Annotated in this window: 17 protein-coding genes; 11 read left to right on the plus strand and 6 right to left on the minus strand. The window is 73.7% G+C overall.

Translation table 11 applies throughout. The features are described 5' to 3' along the window. Positions 1 to 20 precede the first annotated feature (20 nt). The 9 genes from recQ to ACLBXP_RS22550 all read left to right on the plus strand — a co-directional run bounded on the left by recQ (position 21) and on the right by ACLBXP_RS22550 (position 9,230). The gene (gene recQ / locus ACLBXP_RS22510) at positions 21 to 1,871 is read left to right on the plus strand and encodes a DNA helicase RecQ (RefSeq protein ID WP_447670057.1); all 1,851 of its coding nucleotides are present in this window, start codon (positions 21 to 23) and stop codon (positions 1,869 to 1,871) included. A 158-nt stretch (positions 1,872 to 2,029) separates the two neighbouring features. Further along, positions 2,030 to 3,169 (plus strand): hydrolase, encoded by a 1,140-nt coding sequence (locus tag ACLBXP_RS22515; protein WP_447670058.1) that lies wholly within the window; start codon positions 2,030 to 2,032, stop codon positions 3,167 to 3,169. 185 nt (positions 3,170 to 3,354) lie between these two features. Then, the gene (gene purL / locus ACLBXP_RS22520; RefSeq protein WP_447670059.1) at positions 3,355 to 5,580 is read left to right on the plus strand and encodes a phosphoribosylformylglycinamidine synthase subunit PurL; all 2,226 of its coding nucleotides are present in this window, start codon (positions 3,355 to 3,357) and stop codon (positions 5,578 to 5,580) included. Positions 5,581 to 5,635: 55 nt separating this feature from the next. Continuing rightward, complete coding sequence (locus ACLBXP_RS22525; RefSeq protein ID WP_447670060.1) at positions 5,636 to 5,872, plus strand: BolA family protein; 237 nt, start codon at positions 5,636 to 5,638, stop codon at positions 5,870 to 5,872. A 22-nt stretch (positions 5,873 to 5,894) separates the two neighbouring features. Further along, the gene (locus tag ACLBXP_RS22530) at positions 5,895 to 6,401 is read left to right on the plus strand and encodes a DUF29 family protein (protein WP_447670061.1); all 507 of its coding nucleotides are present in this window, start codon (positions 5,895 to 5,897) and stop codon (positions 6,399 to 6,401) included. Between the two features lie 30 nt (positions 6,402 to 6,431). Beyond that, positions 6,432 to 6,770, plus strand: coding sequence for a Grx4 family monothiol glutaredoxin (gene grxD / locus ACLBXP_RS22535; RefSeq protein WP_447670062.1), 339 nt, complete (start codon positions 6,432 to 6,434; stop codon positions 6,768 to 6,770). 141 nt (positions 6,771 to 6,911) lie between these two features. Continuing rightward, a complete protein-coding gene (locus tag ACLBXP_RS22540; protein WP_447670063.1) occupies positions 6,912 to 7,811 on the plus strand; it encodes an NAD(P)/FAD-dependent oxidoreductase in 900 nt (299 codons plus the stop codon). Between the two features lie 85 nt (positions 7,812 to 7,896). After that, entirely contained in the window at positions 7,897 to 8,781 is an 885-nt protein-coding gene (locus tag ACLBXP_RS22545) for an SMP-30/gluconolactonase/LRE family protein (protein WP_447670064.1), read from the plus strand. A 230-nt stretch (positions 8,782 to 9,011) separates the two neighbouring features. After that, on the plus strand, positions 9,012 to 9,230 hold the full coding sequence (locus ACLBXP_RS22550; protein WP_447670065.1) for a hypothetical protein: 219 nt from the start codon (positions 9,012 to 9,014) through the stop codon (positions 9,228 to 9,230). A gap of 25 nt (positions 9,231 to 9,255) precedes the next feature. On the opposite strand, the gene ACLBXP_RS22555 is transcribed toward ACLBXP_RS22550, so the two are convergent. From ACLBXP_RS22555 to ACLBXP_RS22565, 3 genes are all read right to left on the minus strand, one after another. After that, positions 9,256 to 10,113 carry a hypothetical protein gene (locus tag ACLBXP_RS22555; protein ID WP_447670066.1) on the minus strand — a complete coding sequence of 286 codons (858 nt, stop codon included), beginning with the start codon at positions 10,111 to 10,113 and terminating at the stop codon, positions 9,256 to 9,258. A 479-nt stretch (positions 10,114 to 10,592) separates the two neighbouring features. After that, positions 10,593 to 12,656: a M3 family metallopeptidase gene (locus ACLBXP_RS22560; RefSeq protein WP_447670067.1), complete on the minus strand. Its 2,064-nt coding sequence runs from the start codon at positions 12,654 to 12,656 to the stop codon at positions 10,593 to 10,595. A gap of 112 nt (positions 12,657 to 12,768) precedes the next feature. Then, positions 12,769 to 13,443 (minus strand): alpha/beta hydrolase family protein, encoded by a 675-nt coding sequence (locus tag ACLBXP_RS22565; protein WP_447670068.1) that lies wholly within the window; start codon positions 13,441 to 13,443, stop codon positions 12,769 to 12,771. Between ACLBXP_RS22565 and ACLBXP_RS22570 the strand changes: the two genes are divergently transcribed. Continuing rightward, positions 13,442 to 14,338, plus strand: a complete 897-nt coding sequence (locus ACLBXP_RS22570; RefSeq protein ID WP_447670069.1) for an extensin-like domain-containing protein — start codon at positions 13,442 to 13,444, stop codon at positions 14,336 to 14,338. The two genes, ACLBXP_RS22565 and ACLBXP_RS22570, sit on opposite strands and share 2 nt — an antisense overlap. Before the next feature lie 94 nt (positions 14,339 to 14,432). Further along, on the plus strand, positions 14,433 to 15,539 hold the full coding sequence (locus tag ACLBXP_RS22575) for a L,D-transpeptidase (RefSeq protein WP_447670070.1): 1,107 nt from the start codon (positions 14,433 to 14,435) through the stop codon (positions 15,537 to 15,539). Here ACLBXP_RS22575 and ACLBXP_RS22580 read toward each other — a convergent pair. Genes ACLBXP_RS22580 through ACLBXP_RS22590 form a run of 3 tightly spaced genes read right to left on the minus strand, consistent with a single transcriptional unit; the run spans position 15,526 to position 18,334 of the window. After that, positions 15,526 to 16,209, minus strand: coding sequence for an ABC transporter permease subunit (locus tag ACLBXP_RS22580; RefSeq protein WP_447670086.1), 684 nt, complete (start codon positions 16,207 to 16,209; stop codon positions 15,526 to 15,528). The two genes, ACLBXP_RS22575 and ACLBXP_RS22580, sit on opposite strands and share 14 nt — an antisense overlap. Positions 16,210 to 16,244: 35 nt before the next feature. Beyond that, positions 16,245 to 17,393: an ABC transporter permease gene (locus ACLBXP_RS22585; protein ID WP_447670071.1), complete on the minus strand. Its 1,149-nt coding sequence runs from the start codon at positions 17,391 to 17,393 to the stop codon at positions 16,245 to 16,247. Continuing rightward, a complete protein-coding gene (locus ACLBXP_RS22590; protein ID WP_447670072.1) occupies positions 17,390 to 18,334 on the minus strand; it encodes a glycine betaine ABC transporter substrate-binding protein in 945 nt (314 codons plus the stop codon). The genes ACLBXP_RS22585 and ACLBXP_RS22590 overlap by 4 nt, the downstream gene beginning before the upstream one ends. Positions 18,335 to 18,460 lie beyond the last annotated feature (126 nt).

An 18,460-nucleotide genomic window follows, 5' to 3' on the forward strand; every position in this document is an offset into this window, starting at 1 on the left:
AGAGACCCCGAGAGCCCGCAATGCCCTCACGCTTCGCCGAGGCCCGCGCCGCCCTCCAGACCACCTTCGGGTACGACGATTTCAGGCCCGGTCAGGCCGAGGTGATCGGCGCCGTGCTCGACGGGGCGGATGTCTTCGCCGTGATGCCCACGGGCTCCGGCAAGTCGATGACCTACCAGCTCCCGGCGCTCGTGGAGGAGAGCCTCACCGTCGTGGTCTCGCCGCTCATCGCGCTGATGCACGACCAGGTGCAGCAGATGCTGGGCTTCGGCGTCGCGGCCGCCACCCTCAACTCGACGGTGCCCGAGTCCGCCTCCCGCGAGGCCTGGCGCAAGATCCGCGCGGGCGAGCTGCGCCTCCTGTTCGTCTCGCCCGAGCGCCTGCTCATGGACGGCTGCATGGAGGCCCTGCGCGGTGCCGGCGTGCGCCGGCTCGCCGTCGACGAGGCCCATTGCGTCTCCCAGTGGGGGCACGATTTCCGGCCGGAGTACCGGGACATCGCCCGGGCCCGCGAGGCGCTCGGCAACGTCCAGACCGTGGCGCTGACCGCCACCGCCGACGAGGCGACCCGGACCGACATCGCCGAGCGGCTGTTCCCGGCGGGGCGGGAGGCGCGCACCTTCGTGCACTCCTTCGACCGCCCGAACATCCGCCTCACCTTCGTGCCGAAGGACAACCCGACCCGCCAGATTGAGCGCTTCCTGAAGCACCGCCGGGCCGAGAGCGGGATCATCTACTGCTCGTCCCGCAAGCGCACGGAACAGCTCGCCGAGAGCCTGGCCCGGGACGGCTTCAACGCCCTGCCCTACCACGCCGGCCTCGACCAGGGCACGCGGATGCGCAACCAGGACACGTTCCTGCAGGAGGACGGGGTGGTGATGACCGCCACCGTCGCCTTCGGCATGGGCATCAACAAGCCCGACGTGCGCTTCGTCTGCCACGCCGACATGCCCTCGAACGTCGAGGGCTACTACCAGGAGATCGGCCGCGCCGGCCGCGACGGCCTGCCGGCCGACACGCTCACCATCTACGGCCTCGACGACATGGCGCTGCGCCGCCGCCAGATCGACGAGAAGGAGGTGCCGGATGCCCGCCGCCGGGTCGAGCGCCGCAAGCTCGAGGCGATGATCGCCCTCTGCGAGGGCGCCACCTGCCGGCGCCAGTCGCTCCTGTCCTATTTCGGCGAGGCCAGCGGCCCCTGCGGCCGCTGCGACCTCTGCCGCAGCGGGGTGACCCTCGTCGACGGCACGGTGGCGGCCCAGAAGGTGCTCTCCGCGATCGTGCGGACCGGCCAGCGTTTCGGCGCGGCCTACGTCTGCGACGTGGTGGGCGGCAAGGAATCGGAGCAGATCCGCCGCAACGGCCATACCGGGCTCAAGACCTTCGGGGTCGGCGCGGACAAGCCCGTCGCGGCCTGGCGGGCGATCCTGCGCCAGCTCTTCGCCGCGGGCGCGGTGGCCGAGAACGCGGACGGCTACGGCGGCCTGACGATGACCGAGAAGGGCGAGGCGATCCTGTTCGGCCGCGAGCCGATCCAGCTCCGGCCCGATCCGGAGCCGAAGGCGGCCGAACCCCGCGACCGCCGCCGGTCGGGGGCGCGGGACGACGAGGCTCTCGGCCTCGATCCCGCCGACGAGGCGCTGTTCCAGCACCTGCGGGGCCTGCGCGCCACCATCGCCCGCGCCGAGGGGATCGCCGCCTTCATGGTCTTCCCCGACCGCACCCTCATCGAGATGGCGCGGGCAAAGCCCGTGGACCTCTGGGCGCTGCGCTCGGTGCACGGCGTCGGCGAGCGCAAGCGGGAGGCCTACGGCGACCGCTTCGTCGCGGCCATCGCCGACTTCCTGTCCCACCGGCCGGCCGCCGAGTGAATCCGCCCTTCGTGAACCCGCGCGCTTTTCCATATCGGTGTGGCGCCCTGGCGGTGTAGGGAGGCGGCCCGTCCTTCCGAACCGTTCCAAACAGCGCGGCCCTCGCCATCTCCGATTCCCACCCGACCACGAGCGCGGCGCCCCGGCAGGTCTTCTACATGCCGGGCTTCGACCCGCGCGAGCCCGAGACCTACTGGGGCCTCTTCCGGCGCGAGGCGCGGCTGACCGCCGAGCGGCGCGGCCACGTCGTGGCGGTGGGCGAGCCCGCGCGGACGGCGGACGGGCTCGGCCTCGACTGGAGCGTGCGCTTCGACGGCCAGGAGACCCGCTACACGCTGCTGCGCTGGGACGACATCGTGCGGGCCCGCTTCCCGCGGCCGAACTGGCAGCGCCTGCGCGAGGTCCCGGCCCTGTGGTGGCGCCTCTGGCGCAGCGGCTACACCCGCGCCCTCCGCCGCGAGGCCCGCCGCTTCAGCACGGTGATCCGCGGCGTCCACCAGATCTACGCGGCCCTCGTCGTCCTCAGCCTCGTCCTCGCGACGGCCGCGATCCTCCCGCTGCCCGAGGGCGCGCGGCCCTGGTCGTTCCTGGCGGTTCCCGTGCTGGCCTACGGGATCCTGGGCCTCCTGATGCGGGCGACCCGCGGCCGGCCCCTCTACGTCGCGCACCTCGTCGACGACACGGCCTTCACGCACGACCATGCCCGGGGTGCCGAGCCCCGCATGCTCGGGCGCCTCGACGCCTTCGCGGAGCGCATCCGGGCGGCGGAGGGGGCGGCCGCGGAGATCGTGCTGATCGGCCATTCCTCGTCGAGCTTCCTCGGGGCCGAGGTCCTCGCCCGCATCCTGGCGCAGGATCCGGCCTTCGGCCGGCGCGGCACCCCGGTCTCCTTCGTGACGATCGGCAGCGTCATCCCGTGGATCGGCCTCGACCCGCGGGCCGTGGCCGCCCGCGCCGCGCTGACCCGGGTGGCGGAGGCGCAGGCCATCGGCTGGCTCGACATCCGCGCACCGTGGGACTGGCTGTCGATCCACCTGCGCGACCCCCTCGTCGCCTCGGGCCTGCGCTCGCCGGGCCCGGACCGGCCGGCGGTGATGCGCGTGACGATGCGGGAGCTGATCGAGCCGGAGCGCCGGGCCCGTCTGCGCTGGAACCTGTTCCAGATGCACTTCCAGCTCCTCATGGCGAGCCGCGCCGAGGCGTCGTTCGACTACGTGAGCTTCGTCGCCGGACCGGTGCCGGTCCACCGTCGCGTCGCGGCCTGCCGCGTGCAGCCCGGCGCGGTTCCGGCCGGCTGAGGCGGCCGGCAACGTCAGGATGCGGTTGGCAACCCGGGCCGGATCCGGCCCCGGACGGCGATCGTTTGTTGCCAGCGCGGCCGCTTCCGCTCTAGAGCCGTGCGGACTGCCCGGGCCGCGCGGTCGCACGACCTTGGGAGCGTCCTGCGCGCCCGTTCGGCCAAGCCTTTCGTCGAGATCCACGCATGTTCCGAAACGATGTGCCGATCACTCCGGAGCTGGTCCGCCAGCACGGCCTCACGCCGGACGAGTACGAGCGCTTCCGCGCGCTCATCGGGCGCGACCCGACCCTGACGGAGCTCGGCATCGTCTCCGCCATGTGGAACGAGCACTGCTCCTACAAGTCCTCGCGCAAGCACCTGCGCGGCCTGCCCACCTCGGCGCCCTGGGTGATCCAGGGACCGGGCGAGAACGCGGGCGTCATCGACATCGGCGACGGGCACGCCTGCGTGTTCAAGATGGAGAGCCACAACCACCCGAGCTTCATCGAGCCCTACCAGGGCGCGGCGACCGGGGTTGGCGGCATCCTGCGCGACGTGTTCACGATGGGCGCGCGGCCGATCGCGGCGCTGAACGCCCTCCGCTTCGGCTCGCCGGACCATCCGCGCACGCGCCACCTCGTCTCCGGGGTGGTGGCGGGCATCGGCGGCTACGGCAACTCGTTCGGCGTGCCGACCGTCGGGGGGGCGGTGGGCTTCCACCCGCGCTACGACGGCAACATCCTCGTCAACGCCATGGCGGTGGGGCTCGCCCGCACGGACGGGATCTTCTACGCGGCGGCCACCGGCGTCGGGAACCCGATCGTCTACCTCGGCTCGAAGACCGGGCGCGACGGCATCCACGGCGCCACCATGGCGTCCGCCGAGTTCGACGCGGAGAGCGAGTCGAAGCGCCCGACCGTGCAGGTCGGCGATCCCTTCGCCGAGAAGCTGCTGCTCGAAGCCTGCCTGGAGCTGATGGCCTCCGGCGCCGTCATCGCGATCCAGGACATGGGCGCGGCGGGGCTCACCTGCTCGGCCGTCGAGATGGGCGCCAAGGGCGACCTCGGCGTGGAGCTGCACATCGAGAAGGTGCCGGCCCGCGAGGCGGGCATGACGCCCTACGAGATGATGCTCTCCGAGAGCCAGGAGCGCATGCTCATGGTGCTCAAGCCCGGCATGGAGGCGGAGGCGGAAGCCATCTTCGTGAAGTGGGGCCTCGACTTCGCGGTGATCGGGCACACGACCGACACCCTGCGCTTCGTCATCAAGTGGAACGGCGAGACGGTGGCCGACCTGCCCATCAAGGAGCTCGGCGACGAGGCGCCCCTCTACGACCGCCCCCACATCGCCAACACCCACCTGCCGGTGATCGCCGCCAGCGAGGTGCCGGCCCCGGCCTCCCTGGCGGACGCCCTGCGGCGCCTCGTCAGCGCGCCGGACCTCGCCTCGAAGCGCTGGGTCTACGAGCAGTACGACCACTTCATCCTCGGCAACACCGTCGAGAAGCCGGGGGGCGACGCCGCGATCGTGCGCGTCGAGGACGGCCCCAAGGGGCTGGCGCTCACCTGCGACGTCACCCCGCGCTACTGTGAGGCGGACCCGGTCGAGGGCGGCCGCCAGGCGGTGGCGGAAGCCTGGCGCAACATCACGGCGGTGGGCGCCCGCCCGCTCGCCATCACGGACAACCTCAACTTCGGCAACCCCGAGAAGCCCGAGGTGATGGGCCAGCTCGTCGGCTGCCTCACGGGCATCGGCGAGGCCTGCCGCGCCCTCGACTTCCCCGTCGTGTCCGGCAACGTCTCGCTCTACAACGAGACCAACGGCATCGGCATCCTGCCGACCCCGACCATCGGCGGCGTCGGCGTCCTCGACGACGTGGCGCGGCGCGCCACCATCGCCCTCAAGCGGGAGGGAGACGCCCTGGTGCTCGTCGGCGCGACCGACGGCTGGCTCGGCCAGTCGGTCTACCTCTCGGTGATCGGGGGCCGCGAGGAGGGCGCGCCGCCCCCCGTCGATCTCGGACGCGAGCGCCGGCACGGCGACTTCGTGCGCGGGCTCATCACCGCGGGCCTCGTCGACACCGTGCACGACCTCTCGGACGGCGGCCTCGGCGTGGCGCTCGCCGAGATGGCGATGGCCGGCGGCATCGGGGCGGCGCTCCCGGAGGTGCCCGTGGACCTGCCGGCCCACGCCTACCTGTTCGGCGAGGACCAGGGGCGCTACCTCCTGGCGGTGGACCCGGAGGCCGCCGCCGACCTCCTCTACAGCGCCGCGGCGCAGGGGATCGACGCGGCGGTGGTCGGCATCACCGGAACCGACCATTTGACGCTGCCGGGCGGCGAGACCATATCGGTGGCGGACCTGAAGGCGGCCCACGAGGGCTGGCTTCCCGCCTACATGGCGAGCCAGCCCGCGGGCGCGGCGGCCTGACCCCATACGGACTCCCCGAGACGACCCCCCGAGACGGACCCCCGGAGACCAGCCGATGCCGATGGATGCGCGCGAGATCGAGGCGATGATCCGCGAGGCGCTGCCCGATGCCCGCATCGAGATCCAGGATCTCGCGGGCGATGGGGACCACTACGCCGCCACCGTCCTGTCGGAGGCGTTCAAGGGCAAGACCCGGGTCGCCCAGCACCAGATGGTCTACCGGGCCCTCCAGGGCCGCATGGGCGGCGTCCTGCACGCCCTTGCACTGACCACGGGCGTCCCGCAGGATTGAGCCCTCGCGGCGGGATGCCAGCATGGACCGGTCGAGCCTCTACGACGACGACATCGTCACCTGGGCGGAGGAGCAGGCGGCTGCGCTGCGCGCCCTGGCGTCCCGCGGCGACCTGTCGAATGCGGTCGATTGGGAGAACATCATCGAAGAGATCGAGAGTGTGGGACGGGCCGACATCTCCGCTGTCGAGAGCGCGTTCTCACAGGCCTTGGTCCACATCCTCAAGTATGCTTCCGCCCCGCAAGCGGTTTCAACGCGATCCTGGCGAGCCGAGATCGTCGCATTCCTGGCATTCGCCCGGCTTAACTACAGGAATTCGATGCGGCAGCGCATCGATTGGGAGAGACTTTGGCGATCCACCATCAAGATTGCCGATGCGGCACTCAACGTCTACGGCCAGAAGGTCCTCCGGGGCCTTCCGGAGCGGATGCCGTTCACGCCTGACGAACTGACCTGCGAGGGCTTCGACATGGATGCGGCGCTGGAGCGCCTCGCCGCCGTGTTGAAATCACGCACCGACCATCACTAGATCGTACACACACCGTCGAGGACCGAGACCATGACCGACGTCAACGCGCAGATCGAGAACGTCATCAAAGCCGACGACGTGGTGGTGTTCATGAAGGGCACCCCCCAGATGCCGCAATGCGGCTTCTCCGGCCAGGTGGTGCAGATCCTGAACTACCTCGGCGTACCCTTCCGGGGCGTCAACGTCCTGGAGGACATGGGCATTCGCGAGGGCATCAAGGCCTATTCGCAGTGGCCGACCATCCCGCAGATCTACGTGAAGGGCGAGTTCGTCGGCGGCTGCGACATCGCCCGCGAGATGTTCCAGTCGGGCGAGTTGCAGCAGTTCCTGTCCGAGAAGGGCGTGCCCGTGAAGACCGCCGCCGCCTGAGGGCGGCGCGGCACCGACCGGGATCGAGGGCGCCGCGGGCGCCCTTTTTCTTGACCTGATATGCCCGGCCTCGCGCAACGAATCCGGCGCCGGGGGGCTTGGGTCTGCGGGGCGGACCTGTAAGACGGCCGGAGCGGATCCATGCGCGACGTCATCATCGTCGGCGGCGGGCCGGCGGGGCTCAACGCCGCGCTGATCCTCGGGCGCTGCCGGCGCAGCGTGCTCCTCTTCGACAAGGGCGAGCCGCGCAACGCCGCGACGCCGCTGACCTGGGGCCTGTTCACCCGCGACGGCACGCCCCCCTTCGCCCTGCGGGAGCAGGCGGAGGCGGACCTCGCGCGCTACGACACGGTGGAGCGGCGGGCGACGGAGGTCGTGGCGGCGCGCCGCCTGGAGGCGGGGTTCGAGGTCGAGACCGCGGACGGCCGCACCGAGCAGGCCCGGCGGCTGATCCTCGCCACCGGCCTGCACCAGGACCTGCCGACGGTTGCGGGCTTCTGCGACTACTGGGGCACCGGCGTGCATTCCTGCCCCTATTGCGACGGCTACGAGTCGCGCGACGAGGCCCTCGTCGCCTTTGCGTACGGCCCGGTGGCCAAGGGCCTCGCCCTGGAACTCACCGTGTGGAGCCGCGACGTCACCCTGTGCACGGACGGGCGGCCGACCGAGCTTTCGGAGGCCGACCGCGCCCGGCTCGCCCGGCATGGCGTGCGCGTGGTGGAGACGCCCGTGCGGCGCCTCGAGGGCGACGGCGAGCGGCCTACGCACCTCCGCCTTGAGGACGGTAGTGCCCTGCCCTGCCGGGCGGTGTTCCTGATGCCCGATGCCTGCGAGCCCTCCGATCTCATCCGGGACCTCGGCTGCGAGCTGACCGACAAGGGCGTCGTGCCGACCCGCGACTACGAGCGCACCAACGTGCCGGGCCTGTTCGTCGCGGGCGACGCCTCGCGGCGCGTGCAGTTTGCCGTGGTGGCCGCGGCCGAGGGCGCCATGGCGGCCTTCGCGGTCAACACCGAGCTGCTCCGGGAGGACACGGCCTGAGCGGGATTCGGCGCGGACCCGGGGACGGCGGAGCTGTCCGCGCGTTGGTCGAGGCCTGAGATCCCCGCGAGGAGAGCCCCGCCGCATGTCGCCACCGCTTCACCCCCACACCCCGCGCGTCGCCGTTGCCTGCGGCTGCACGCTCGGCGAGGAGATCCTCTGGGACGCGCGGTCGGGCACGCTGATGTGGGTCGACATCGAGAACCCCGCGATCTGGCGCCACCGGCCGGCGGACGGGGAGACGCAGCGCCTCGCCCTGGACGAGAAGCTGAGCTTCGCACTCCTCACGCCCGATCCCGGCACGGTGGTCGCCGGGTTCAAGTCGGGCGCCGCCCGCCTCGACCTCGACACCGGCGCGCGCCGGCCGCTGGTGCGCCCGGACCCGCACCCGCCCGGGAACCGGCTGAACAGCGGCAATGTCGGCCCGGACGGCGCCCTGTGGTTCGGCAGCATGGACGACGGCGAGGCGAAGCCCACGGGCCGCTTCCACCGCTGGGACGGGGCGACGCTCCTCGATTTCGGCGACGAGAGCCCGGTGACCAACGGCCCGGTCGTCAGCCCGGACGGGACAAGGGTCTACACGATCGACACCGCGCGGGGCGTGATCCGCACCCACGACCTCGACGGCACGCGCGTGGGGCCTGGGCGCCCGCTCGTCACCTTCGAGTCGGGCTGGGGGAAGCCCGACGGGCTCACCCTCGACGCGGAGGGGCACCTCTGGGTCTGCCACTACGCGGGCTCGCGCATCACGCGGTTCGATCCGGAGGGCCGCATCGAGCGGATCCTGCCGGTGCCGACTGCGCTGGTCACCAAGTGCGCCTTCGGCGGGCCGGACCTCACGACCCTCTACATCACCACCTGTCTGCGCGACCGCGACCCCACCATCGATATCATGGCGGGCCACGTCTTCGCGGTGGAGACCGAATTCCGCGGCTTTCCGGCGAACATCTTCACCGGCGCCGAGGGCTGAGAAAGCGGTCCGCGGGAGTTCTGCGGGGGCGCCCGGCTGGTCTTCGGAGCCCCGCGCGAAAGCTGCCGGGGTGCGGCGGCGCACAGAAATCGGACGTCACGAAAGCAATGGTTAAGGAACGGTTGCGGTTCGAAAACCTGTGGAACCCGTCCACGCTTCCCGAGTTATCCACATATGGCCGAGGTTGCGGCCGTGTCCCCCGCAAGCACGACCGTCCGTGCGAGGCTCCCATGCCCGTCTTCGAAGCCAAGAATCTCGACGCCGAGTTCGAAGGTCAGGCCCTTCTGGCGGCCGTGTTGCACCCGACCCGGATGGCCCAGGCCCATGCCCGCACCGTGGGGCGGCGCCGTGCCGAGCGGGCGGCCACCCTGGCCGACCCCATGACGATCGAGCCGCGCTTCCCGGTCCGCACCGAGGACTTCACCCCGGCGCCGATCCCGACGCACTGAGCGCCGGCCCCAACCAGGCGGATCCTCACCAAGACTGCGGCGTGATCAGCCCGCCGCGGGTCACCACGACCCATTCGCGGCCCCGCCGCTCCACGGCCTCGACGCGCCCGACCCCGGGTACCGAATCGCCGGGTGCCACCTCGAGAAGGCGGCGCCGGCGGTCCTCCAGCATGGCCGTGCCCTCGTAGACGTCGCGCACCGCCCAGCCCTCGACCACCGCCGGCTTCTGCGGCTTCGCCTCGGCGATGCTGCCGGTCTGCGTCGGTTCCGCCTTGGCGGCGGGCGCCGCGGCCTGCGGGGCCGTCACCGGCGCGGGCGCCGTGGCCGGGGCGGAACGCTTCTCGACGAGGGTCGCGAGCGCCGCGAGGCGGGTCGCCTGCTCGCGGTCGCCCTGCTCCAGGCGCTCGCCCAGGCCGGCGACCTTGGCGGAGAGGGCCTGCTCGACCTTGCCCAGGCGCTCGGTGAGGGCGGTGCCGCGGGCCTTGGCCTCGCTGCGCGTGCCCTCGGCGGTCTCGCGCAGACCCGCGAGGTTCTTCGCGAGGCGCTCGATCTCGCCGTTGAGGCGCGCGGCCTCGACGCGGTTCGCCTCGAGGCCGGCATTCAGCTCGGTGAGGGCGCCGGCCTGGCGCTCGCCGCGCCCGGTCGTGCCGGCCGTGACGCCGGCGCCGATGAGGCAACCGAGGGCCAGGGCGCCTCCCGCCAGGCCGAGAAGCTGCGGCGACAGGCGGAAGGCTGCGGCCGTGACCTCGGCGACGGCGGGCGCCGGACGCGCCTCGACCTTGACGGTCTCCTTGCCGCCGCCGACTGCGGCCTTCAGCAGTTCCTCCGGCGATGCCGCTCCGGTGCTGGCGGCCTTCGCGGCCTCCGGGCTCGTGCTCGTCATGGCTTGCCTCAACCCAAGCTCGCGATGGTGTTCGAAAGCTTTGGTTAAGGACGTTTGTTTACCGAACCGTTACCGCGCTCGGACCGTGGATCCTGCGCGCGATCCCTGGAGGGCTCCTTCGAGGCCCCCTTGCGGGGGCACCTCAGGATGAGGTGAGAGGGTGAGAGAAACCGTCCCCCACTCCCACCCGCGACCTCATCCTGAGGTGCGGAGCGAAGCACAGCCTCGAAGGAGGCTTCCAGGGATCGCGCGACTCCTGGAGGGCTCCTTCGAGGCCCCCTTGCGGGGGCACCTCAGGATGAGGTGAGAGGGTTGGAGAAACCGTCCGTCACTCCCACCCGCGACCTCATCCTGAGGTGCGGAGCGAAGCGAAGCCTCGAAGGAGGGCTCCAGCTCCCGCGCGAGCCCTGGCCCCTCGAAAACCCGCGGAGGCGGATATCGCAGGGTGGACCCATGGGCGCGTCCGGCCGACCCGGCGATCAGGCGGCGAGCCCGCGCTTCTTCAGGAGCGGGTCGATGCTCGGCAGGCGGCCCCGGAAGCGCGTGTAGGCCTCGCGCGGGTCGCGCAGGTTGCCGGCGCCGTAGACGTAGCGGCGCAGCCGCGCGGCGGTCTCCGGGTGGAAGATGTCGCCGGCCTCGCGGAAGGCGTCGAACGCGTCGGCATCGAGCACCTCCGACCACAGGTAGCTGTAGTAGCCGGCCGCGTACGAATCGCCCGAGAAGATGTGCGCGAAGTGCGGCGAGCGGTGCCGCATGCTGATCTCGGCCGGCATGGCGATGCGGCGCAGGGCGTCCGCCTCGAAGGCCGGCACGTCGAGCCCGTCCTCGCCCGCGGCGGAGAGGTGGAGGGTCATGTCGACGATGGCCGAGGCCGTGTACTCCACCGTGGCGAAGCCCTGGTTGAAGGTCCGGGCGGCGAGAAGCTTGGCGAGCAGCGCCTCCGGCATCGGCGCGCCGGTCTTATGGTGGCGGGCGTGCGCGCGCAGCACCTCGGGCTGCTCCAGCCAGTGCTCGTAGAGCTGCGAGGGCAGCTCCACGAAGTCCCCCGAGACCGCGGTGCCCGAGAGGAGCGGATAGGTCACGTCCGACAGGAGCCCGTGCAGGGCGTGACCGAACTCGTGGAACAGCGTCCGGGCGTCGTCGAAGGAGAGGAGCGCCGCCTCGCCGTCGGGCGCCCGCGCGAAGTTCATCACGTTGACGATGATCGGCGTGATCGCACCGCGCAGGCGCTCCTGCGAGCGGAAGGCGCTCATCCAGGCGCCGCTGCGCTTCGAGGCGCGGGCGAAGTAGTCGCCGAGGAACAGCCCGACCTCGGACCCGTCGGCGTTCGCCACCCGCCAGACCCGCACGTCCGGGTGGTAGCGGGGCACGTCCGGAAGCTCCTCGAAGGTCAGGCCGAACAGGCGGTTCGCCGTGTCGAAGCTCGCCTGGATCATGCCTTCGAGCGGCAGGTAGGCCTTAACCTCGCTCTCGTCGAGGTCGTGCTCGGCACGCCGCAGCTTCTCGGCGTAGTGGCGCCAGTCATGAGCCTGCAGGGCGAAGTTGCCGCCCTCGGCCTGCACGATCGCCTGCAGGCGCTCGCGCTCGGCCCCGGCGCGGGCCTGGGCGGGCCGCCAGACGTCGCGCAGCAGGTCCATGGCGGCGTCCGGCGAGGCCGCCATGGTGTCGTCGAGCTTGAAATGCGCGAAGCTCTCGAAGCCGAGGAGCCGGGCGCGCTCGGCCCGCAGCGCCACGATCTCGGCGATGATCGCCCGGTTGTCGGTGGCGCCGCCGTTCTCGCCGCGGCGGATCCAGGCCTCGTAGGCGCGCTCGCGCAGGTCGCGCCGGGTGGAGAACACCAGGAACGGCTCGATCAGCGAGCGCGACAGGGTGATGACGTGGCCGGCCTCGGCGCCCCGCTCCCGCGCGGCGCTCGCCGCCGCGGCCCGCAGGAAGGGCGGCAGGCCGGCGAGGTCGTCCTCGCCGGAGAGCGGCAGCGCGAAGCCGCTCTCGTCGGCCAGCAGGTTCTGGCTGAACTGCGTGCCGAGCTCGGCCATGCGCGCGGCGATCTCGGCCACCCGCGCCTTCGCGTCGGGCCCGAGCTCCGCGCCGGCCCGGCGGAACCGCGTGCGGTAGCGGTCGAGGACGCGCCGCTCCTCCGCCCCGAGGCCCTCGGCCTCCGGGTTGACCGCGGAGAGCCGGGCCCAGAGGTCGGGGTTCAGGTAGATCGCGCTGCCGTGGCGGGCGAGGCGCGGGGCGACCGCGCGCTCGATCGCCTGCAGCTCGGGGTTGGTGTCGCTGCCGGTCAGGTTGAAGAACACGGAGGCGACGCGGTCGAGGGCGTCGCCCGCCCGCTCCAGGGCGCCGGCCGTGTTGGCGAAGGTCGGCGGGCTCGGGTCGGCCGCGATCGCCGCCACCTCGGCCTCGTGCGCGCTGAGCGCCGCCGCGAAGGCCGGCCCGTAATGCTCCGGCCGGATTTCCGCGAAGGGCGGCAGGCCGTAGGGCGTCGTCCAGGCGCCGCGCGCGAAGGGGTTCTGCGGGTCGAGCTCTGTGCCTGCGGTCATGCCTGTCCTCGGCGCCATCCGGTGCGGCCCGCGACGGGGCCCCTAAGCCGCCAAGATAAGGGCGCAGCCCCCTCGCGCAACGGCCCGGGGCGCTGCCTCGGCCGTGCGGGGCCTACCGGTCGGGCATGTGCTCGCGCAGGAAGGCGATCGTCCGGGCGAGCGCGTCCGCATCGGTCGCCGCGTCGAAGGCGTGGGCCTGATCGGCGTAGAGGACGAGCCGGCAGGCGCCGCCCGCCGCCCCGATCCGCTCGGCGAGCCGGTGGGCCTGGGCGGCCGGCACGATGGCGTCGCGGCCGCCGTGGCAGGCGAGCACGGGCGGCAGGGTGAGCGGCCCCGCGCCGAGGCACGGCGGCAGGAAGGCCGCCCGCAGGACGAGCGCCGCGAGGCCGGGCGCCTCGCCCGCGAGCGCTAGGGCCAGCGCGCCCCCGAGGGAGCGGCCGACGAGGGCGAGGGGCGCCGGACGCGCGGGGCCGATCGCCTCCCGGAGCGCCTCGGCCCAGGCGGAAAAATCCCGGGCGATCTCCGAGAAGCCGGCCCGGTCCGCGCCGGTGCGTTCGAGATAGTGCGGCATCAGCACCCGGAAGCCGGCCTCCGCGAGGGCCGCCGCCTCCCCCCGGATCGGCTGCGCCGGGCCGCAGCCGCCGGCATCGTGGAGCAGAAACACCGTTGGCGTGTCCCCGGTGTCCTTGCCGCGGGCGCCGAACGCCTCGATCGTCACCGGCGCAGCCCGGGCCGCATCGCCGCGTGAGTTGGAACTCGGGCCGGAGGAGAGGATCAGGCTGTCCATGCGCGTGCGTCGGCGTCTCCGGTTCGCGGCCACGCCGCTCGCCCTCCTCCTTGCCACGGCCCTGCCCCACGGCGCGAGGGCCGAGCCCGAGCGGGCCACGGTGCCGGTGCCGCCGCCCGCCCCGCCCGAGCGCCCGGCCGAGCTGAAGCCCGGGGCGCCGGCCGAGACGCCTCCGGCCGCCGGCGCGGCTCTGCCCTCCGCGGCGCCGCTGCCGCCCGAACGGCCCGCCGAGCTGAAGCCCGCCGAAGCCCCGGCCCAGGCGCCCGCCGCCGATGCCCCGAGCCCGCCGCCCCTGCCCCCCGCCCGCCCGGCCGAGCTGACCGGCGAGGCGGCCCTCGCCCTCAAGGTCGCCGCGCCCGACGACACGGCCTGCCGGCGCCGGCTGACCCGCCTCGGCGTCGCCTTCGAGCCGCTGCCCGCGGTGCAGAACGGCCAGTGCGGCGCGCAGGCGCCCCTGAAGATCACCGCCCTCGGCGACGGCGTCGCCCTGCCCCAATCCGCCACCCTCGTGTGCGGCGCCGCGGAGGCGCTGGCGCGCTGGGCGAGCGAGGTGCAGGTGGCGGCCGAGCGCGACCTCGGCAAGCCGCTCCGGGGCATCGCGATCGGCACTTCCTACGAGTGCCGCGGCCAGAACCACGACCTCGACGCCAAGCTGAGCGAGCACGCCTTCGCCAACGGCGTCGACGTGATGAGCTTCACCCTGGCCGACCGGGCGCCGATCCCCGTGGCGGCGATGCCGGACGGCACGCCCGAGGGGCGCTTCCTCGACGCCGTGCGCTCCCGGGCCTGCGGCTTCTTCCGCACGGTGCTGGGGCCGGGCTCCAACGCCGCGCACGCCAACCACTTCCACCTGGACGAGCGCGAGCGCAGCGGCGGCCACAGGCTCTGTCAGTGAGGGCGGAACGCGCGAGTCGATGAAGGCGGAACGCCCAAGGCCCCCAGAGGCTTAATGCCCCGGAGCGCTTCCGCTCCCGGAGGCCTGTCGGGTCATGGTGATGCGTAACGTCGCGGTGCGGGCGGGTCTTGTCGGACTGCTCGCGGCGGGGCTCGCCGGCCCGGCGCAGGCCGCCAAGGAGAAGGCGGAAGCCGCCTCCTCCATTTCCCTCGACGCCGTGAACGCCGCGCGCTTCGCGCCGGAGGATGACAAGACGAAGGGGGCCGACAAGGGGGCCGACAAGGCGAAGCCCGCCAGGGCGCGCCGCGACGACGACCGGCCGGACGCCCTGACCATCAAGGTGCAGGTGCTCCTCGACCGGGCCCGCTTCTCCCCCGGCGCCATCGACGGGCGCGACGGCGACAACGTGCAGGGCGCACTCTCGGCCTTCGCGGTGGCGCAGGGCCTGCCCGCCGGCAAGAGCCTGACGGCCGAGCTGTTCGACAAGCTCCAGGCCACGAGCCAGGACCCCGTCGTCGCCACCTACACGGTCACCGACGCGGACGTGGCGGGCCCGTTCGTGGAGAAGATGCCGGCCAAGATGGAGGGTCAGGCCGACCTCGACGCGCTGGGCTACACCAACGTGCGCGAGATGCTGGCCGAGCGCTTCCACATGAGCCGCGACCTCCTCAGCGCGCTCAACCCGGACGCCGCGCTGGACAAGCCCGGGACGGTCCTCACCGTCGCGGCGGTGCCGCCGCTGGAGATGGGCAAGGTCAAGGCCCGGGACCTGCCCCGCCAGCCGAAGGTGACCCGCATCGAGGTGGACAAGTCGAGCCGCGACGTGCGCGCCTTCGGGAGCGACGGCCGGCTCCTCGCCTACTACCCGGCCTCGATCGGCAGCGAGGAGAAGCCCGCCCCGAGCGGCGAGGCCAAGGTGAAGGGCGTCGCCTTCGACCCGCACTACACCTACAATCCGAAGTACAAGTTCGCGGGCGTCAAGGCGAACCGCAAGTTCTCGATCAAGCCCGGGCCCAACAACCCGGTCGGCGTCGTCTGGATCGACCTCTCGATCCCCTCCTACGGCATCCACGGCACGCCGGAGCCCGAGAAGGTCTCGAAGACTGAGTCGCACGGCTGCATCCGCCTGACGAACTGGGACGCGCGCGACCTCGCCCTGCACGTCGAGCGCGGCGCGAAGGTCGCCTTCAAGGACGAGTGAGGCGCCCCGCGAGGGCGAGCAACGCGGCCTCGCACAGGAAGGCGAGCGCGGCGGTCGCCGCCGCGCCCTGCAGCATCGGCACGAAGTTCTGGTTCTGCAGGCCCGCGACGACGGGCGTGCCGAGGGTCGCTGCGCCCGCGAGCGCGCCGACCGCCGCGGTCGCCACCGCGAGCACCAGCGCGGTGCGCAGGGTCTCGACGAGGCCGGGGGCGGCGAGCGGCAATTCGACCCGCAGGAGGACCTGACGGGGGCTGAGGCCGAGGGCGCGGGCGGCCTCCCGCGCCTCGGCCGGGACCGCCTCGACCGCCGCGACCGTGCCGCGCAGGGTCGGCATCACCGCGTAGAGGACGAGGGCCAGCAGGGTCGGCGGCCCGCCGAAGCCGAGGACCGGCAGGGCGAGCGCCACCACCACCACCGGCGGCACCGCCTGGGCGGCCGCCGCGAGGGTGTCGATGCCCCCGCGCAGGGCGGCGCCGCGGCCCCGCGTCGCCGCGATGCCGAGGCCGACGCCCGCGAGCCCGACGAGGGCGAAGCCGGTCAGCGCGAGGAGCAGGTGCTGCCAGGCGAGCGCCAGCAGGTAGGCGACCGGCAGCGCCCGCCGCGGCGCCTCGCCGAGCGCCGCCACCAGGGCGCCGGCCACGACCGGATGGGCGAGCCCCGCCAGCGCCATTCCCGCCGCCAGCGGCGCGAGGGCCGCGCGAGCCCTCACGCGCGCCACCGCCCGGCCGCCGCCTCGAGCGCGGAGAGTCCGCGCTCCACCGCGAGCGAGAGCGCCACCACGGGCACCGCACCGACGAGGATCAGGTCGGGGGCGAACTGCGCCATGCCGTCGAACACGATGCTGCCGAGGCCGCCCGCGCCGATCAGCGCGCCGAGCGTTGCGAGCCCGATCGCCTGCACGCAGGCGACCCGGAGCGCGCCGATCAGGGCCGGCGCGCCGAGGGGCAGGCGCACCCGCAGCAGCACCTGCCGGGGGCCGAGGCCGAGGCCGGTGGCGGCGTCGAGCACCGCCGGGTCGGCGGCTCTCAGCGCCTGGGCGAGCCCGCGCCAGAGCGGCAACACGAGGTAGGCGGCGATGCCGAGGAGGGCGGGCGTCGGCCCGAGGGCCCCGAGCCCGGCCTCGCGGAGCGCCGGCAGCGCGCGCAGGAGCCCCGAGAGCAGGGCCACGAGGGCGCCGAACAGGGCGATGGCCGGCACGACCTGGACGCCCCCGGCCAGCATCTCGACCGGCCCGCGCAGCCGCCGCACCGGCGCGAGCCCCGCGGTGACGAGGGCGGCGAGCCCCACAGCGCCGCCGGCGAGCAGGACGTGGCGCAGGGTGGCGCCCGCCACCGCCTCGCGCCGCTGCCCGAACTCCACCGCGAGCGACAGCCCGCCGAGGGTGCCGGCCCAGCCCATCAGGGCGACGGCCCCCGCGAGGGTCGCGGCCAGCGCCGCCCCGGCCCAGGCCCGGCGAGTCCGCGCCGCCGCGAGGCCGAGGCCGGCCCCGAGGAGCGCGAGGGCGCACCAGGCCCCGGCGGCGAGGCCCACCCGCGCGGCCGGCGGCTGCCCCGCCGAGAGGTCGGTCGCCGCCGCGCCGAGGCCGTGGACGGTGACGCAGAACGCGGTGGCGAGGAGCGTCGCGGCGCTCCAGGCGAGGAGCCGCGAGCGCCCAGCCCCCGCGAGGAGGCCGGCCGCGGCGGCGAGCGCCAGCGCCAGCGCGGCCTCGACGGGCATCGCGTCGGGGGCGAAGACCGGCTCCCCGGTCACCAGGCGGTTGCGGGCGAGGCGGAGCACAGGCAGGCCGTAGAGGGCGCCCGCGAGCGCCAGCACGCCGAGGACGACGGCACCCCGCCGCAGGGCGCGGCCCCTCACCCGGCGAAGCCGCCGGCGCGCAGGTAGTCCCGCGCCACCGCCTCGGCGAGGCGGCCCTCCACGGAGACCGCGGCGTTGAGCCGCCGGAGCGTCGCCGCGTCGAGGCTCGCGAAGAGCGGCGCGAGCTTCGGCGCGATCCCGGGGTGCCGGTCGAGCACCGCCCGCCGGGCCACGGGCGCCACCTCGTAGACGATCTGGGCGGCGAGCGGATCGCCCATCACCACGAGGTCGAGGGCCGCGATGGCGCCGTCCGTGCCGTAGACCATGCCCGCGTTGACCCCGCTGATCCCCTCGGCGGCCGCCCGCGCCGTCACGGCGGTGTCGCCGCCCGGCAGGCTGACGATGCGATCGAGGGGCAGCCGGAAGCCGTAGGCCGCCTCGAAGGCCGGCAGGGCCGCCGGGCTCTCCACGAACTCGGTGGAGGCCGCGAGGTGGATCAGGCCGCCCCGCACCGCCCGCGCGAAGTCCGCCATGCTGGCCAGGCCCTCGCGGCGCGCGAGCGCGCCCTGCACGGCGATGAGCCAGGTGTTGTCGGCGGGCGCCCGCGGCAGCCAGACGAGGCCTCGGGCCACGTCCGACGCGGCCGCGAGGCGGTAGGCCTCGTCCGGCCGCTTCCAGCCCGGATCGGTCTCGGTGCCGGTGAAGAAGGCCGCGTTGCCGGTGTACTCCGGATAGAGATCGACCTCCCCCGAGAGGAGCGCCCCGCGCACGATCAGCGTCGGCCCGAGCCCGAGGCGGCGGGTCACCGGGATCCCGAGCTCCTCCAGGCAGAGGGCGATCATGGCGCCGACGAGCGCGCCCTCGGTGTCGCTCTTCGAGGCGACCACCACGGGCGCGGCGGCGCCGGCGCGGAACGCCGTCAGGGCCAGCGGCAGCGCCGCGAGGACGCCCCTGCGGCTCGGCGCGCGGCGGCCCCCGGTTCTACTAATCGATGGTTGCATTAGCTCGGCCGATGCACCGCTGCCGCACTCCGCCGGAAAAATGTATCAGCCGATAACATTCGGCCCCGCCGGTCCGGTTCCGCGACCGCCGAAGCGCTTGACACGCCGGGCATTACGGGCGACGGC

It is taken from the genome of Methylobacterium sp. A54F (assembly GCF_053346035.1).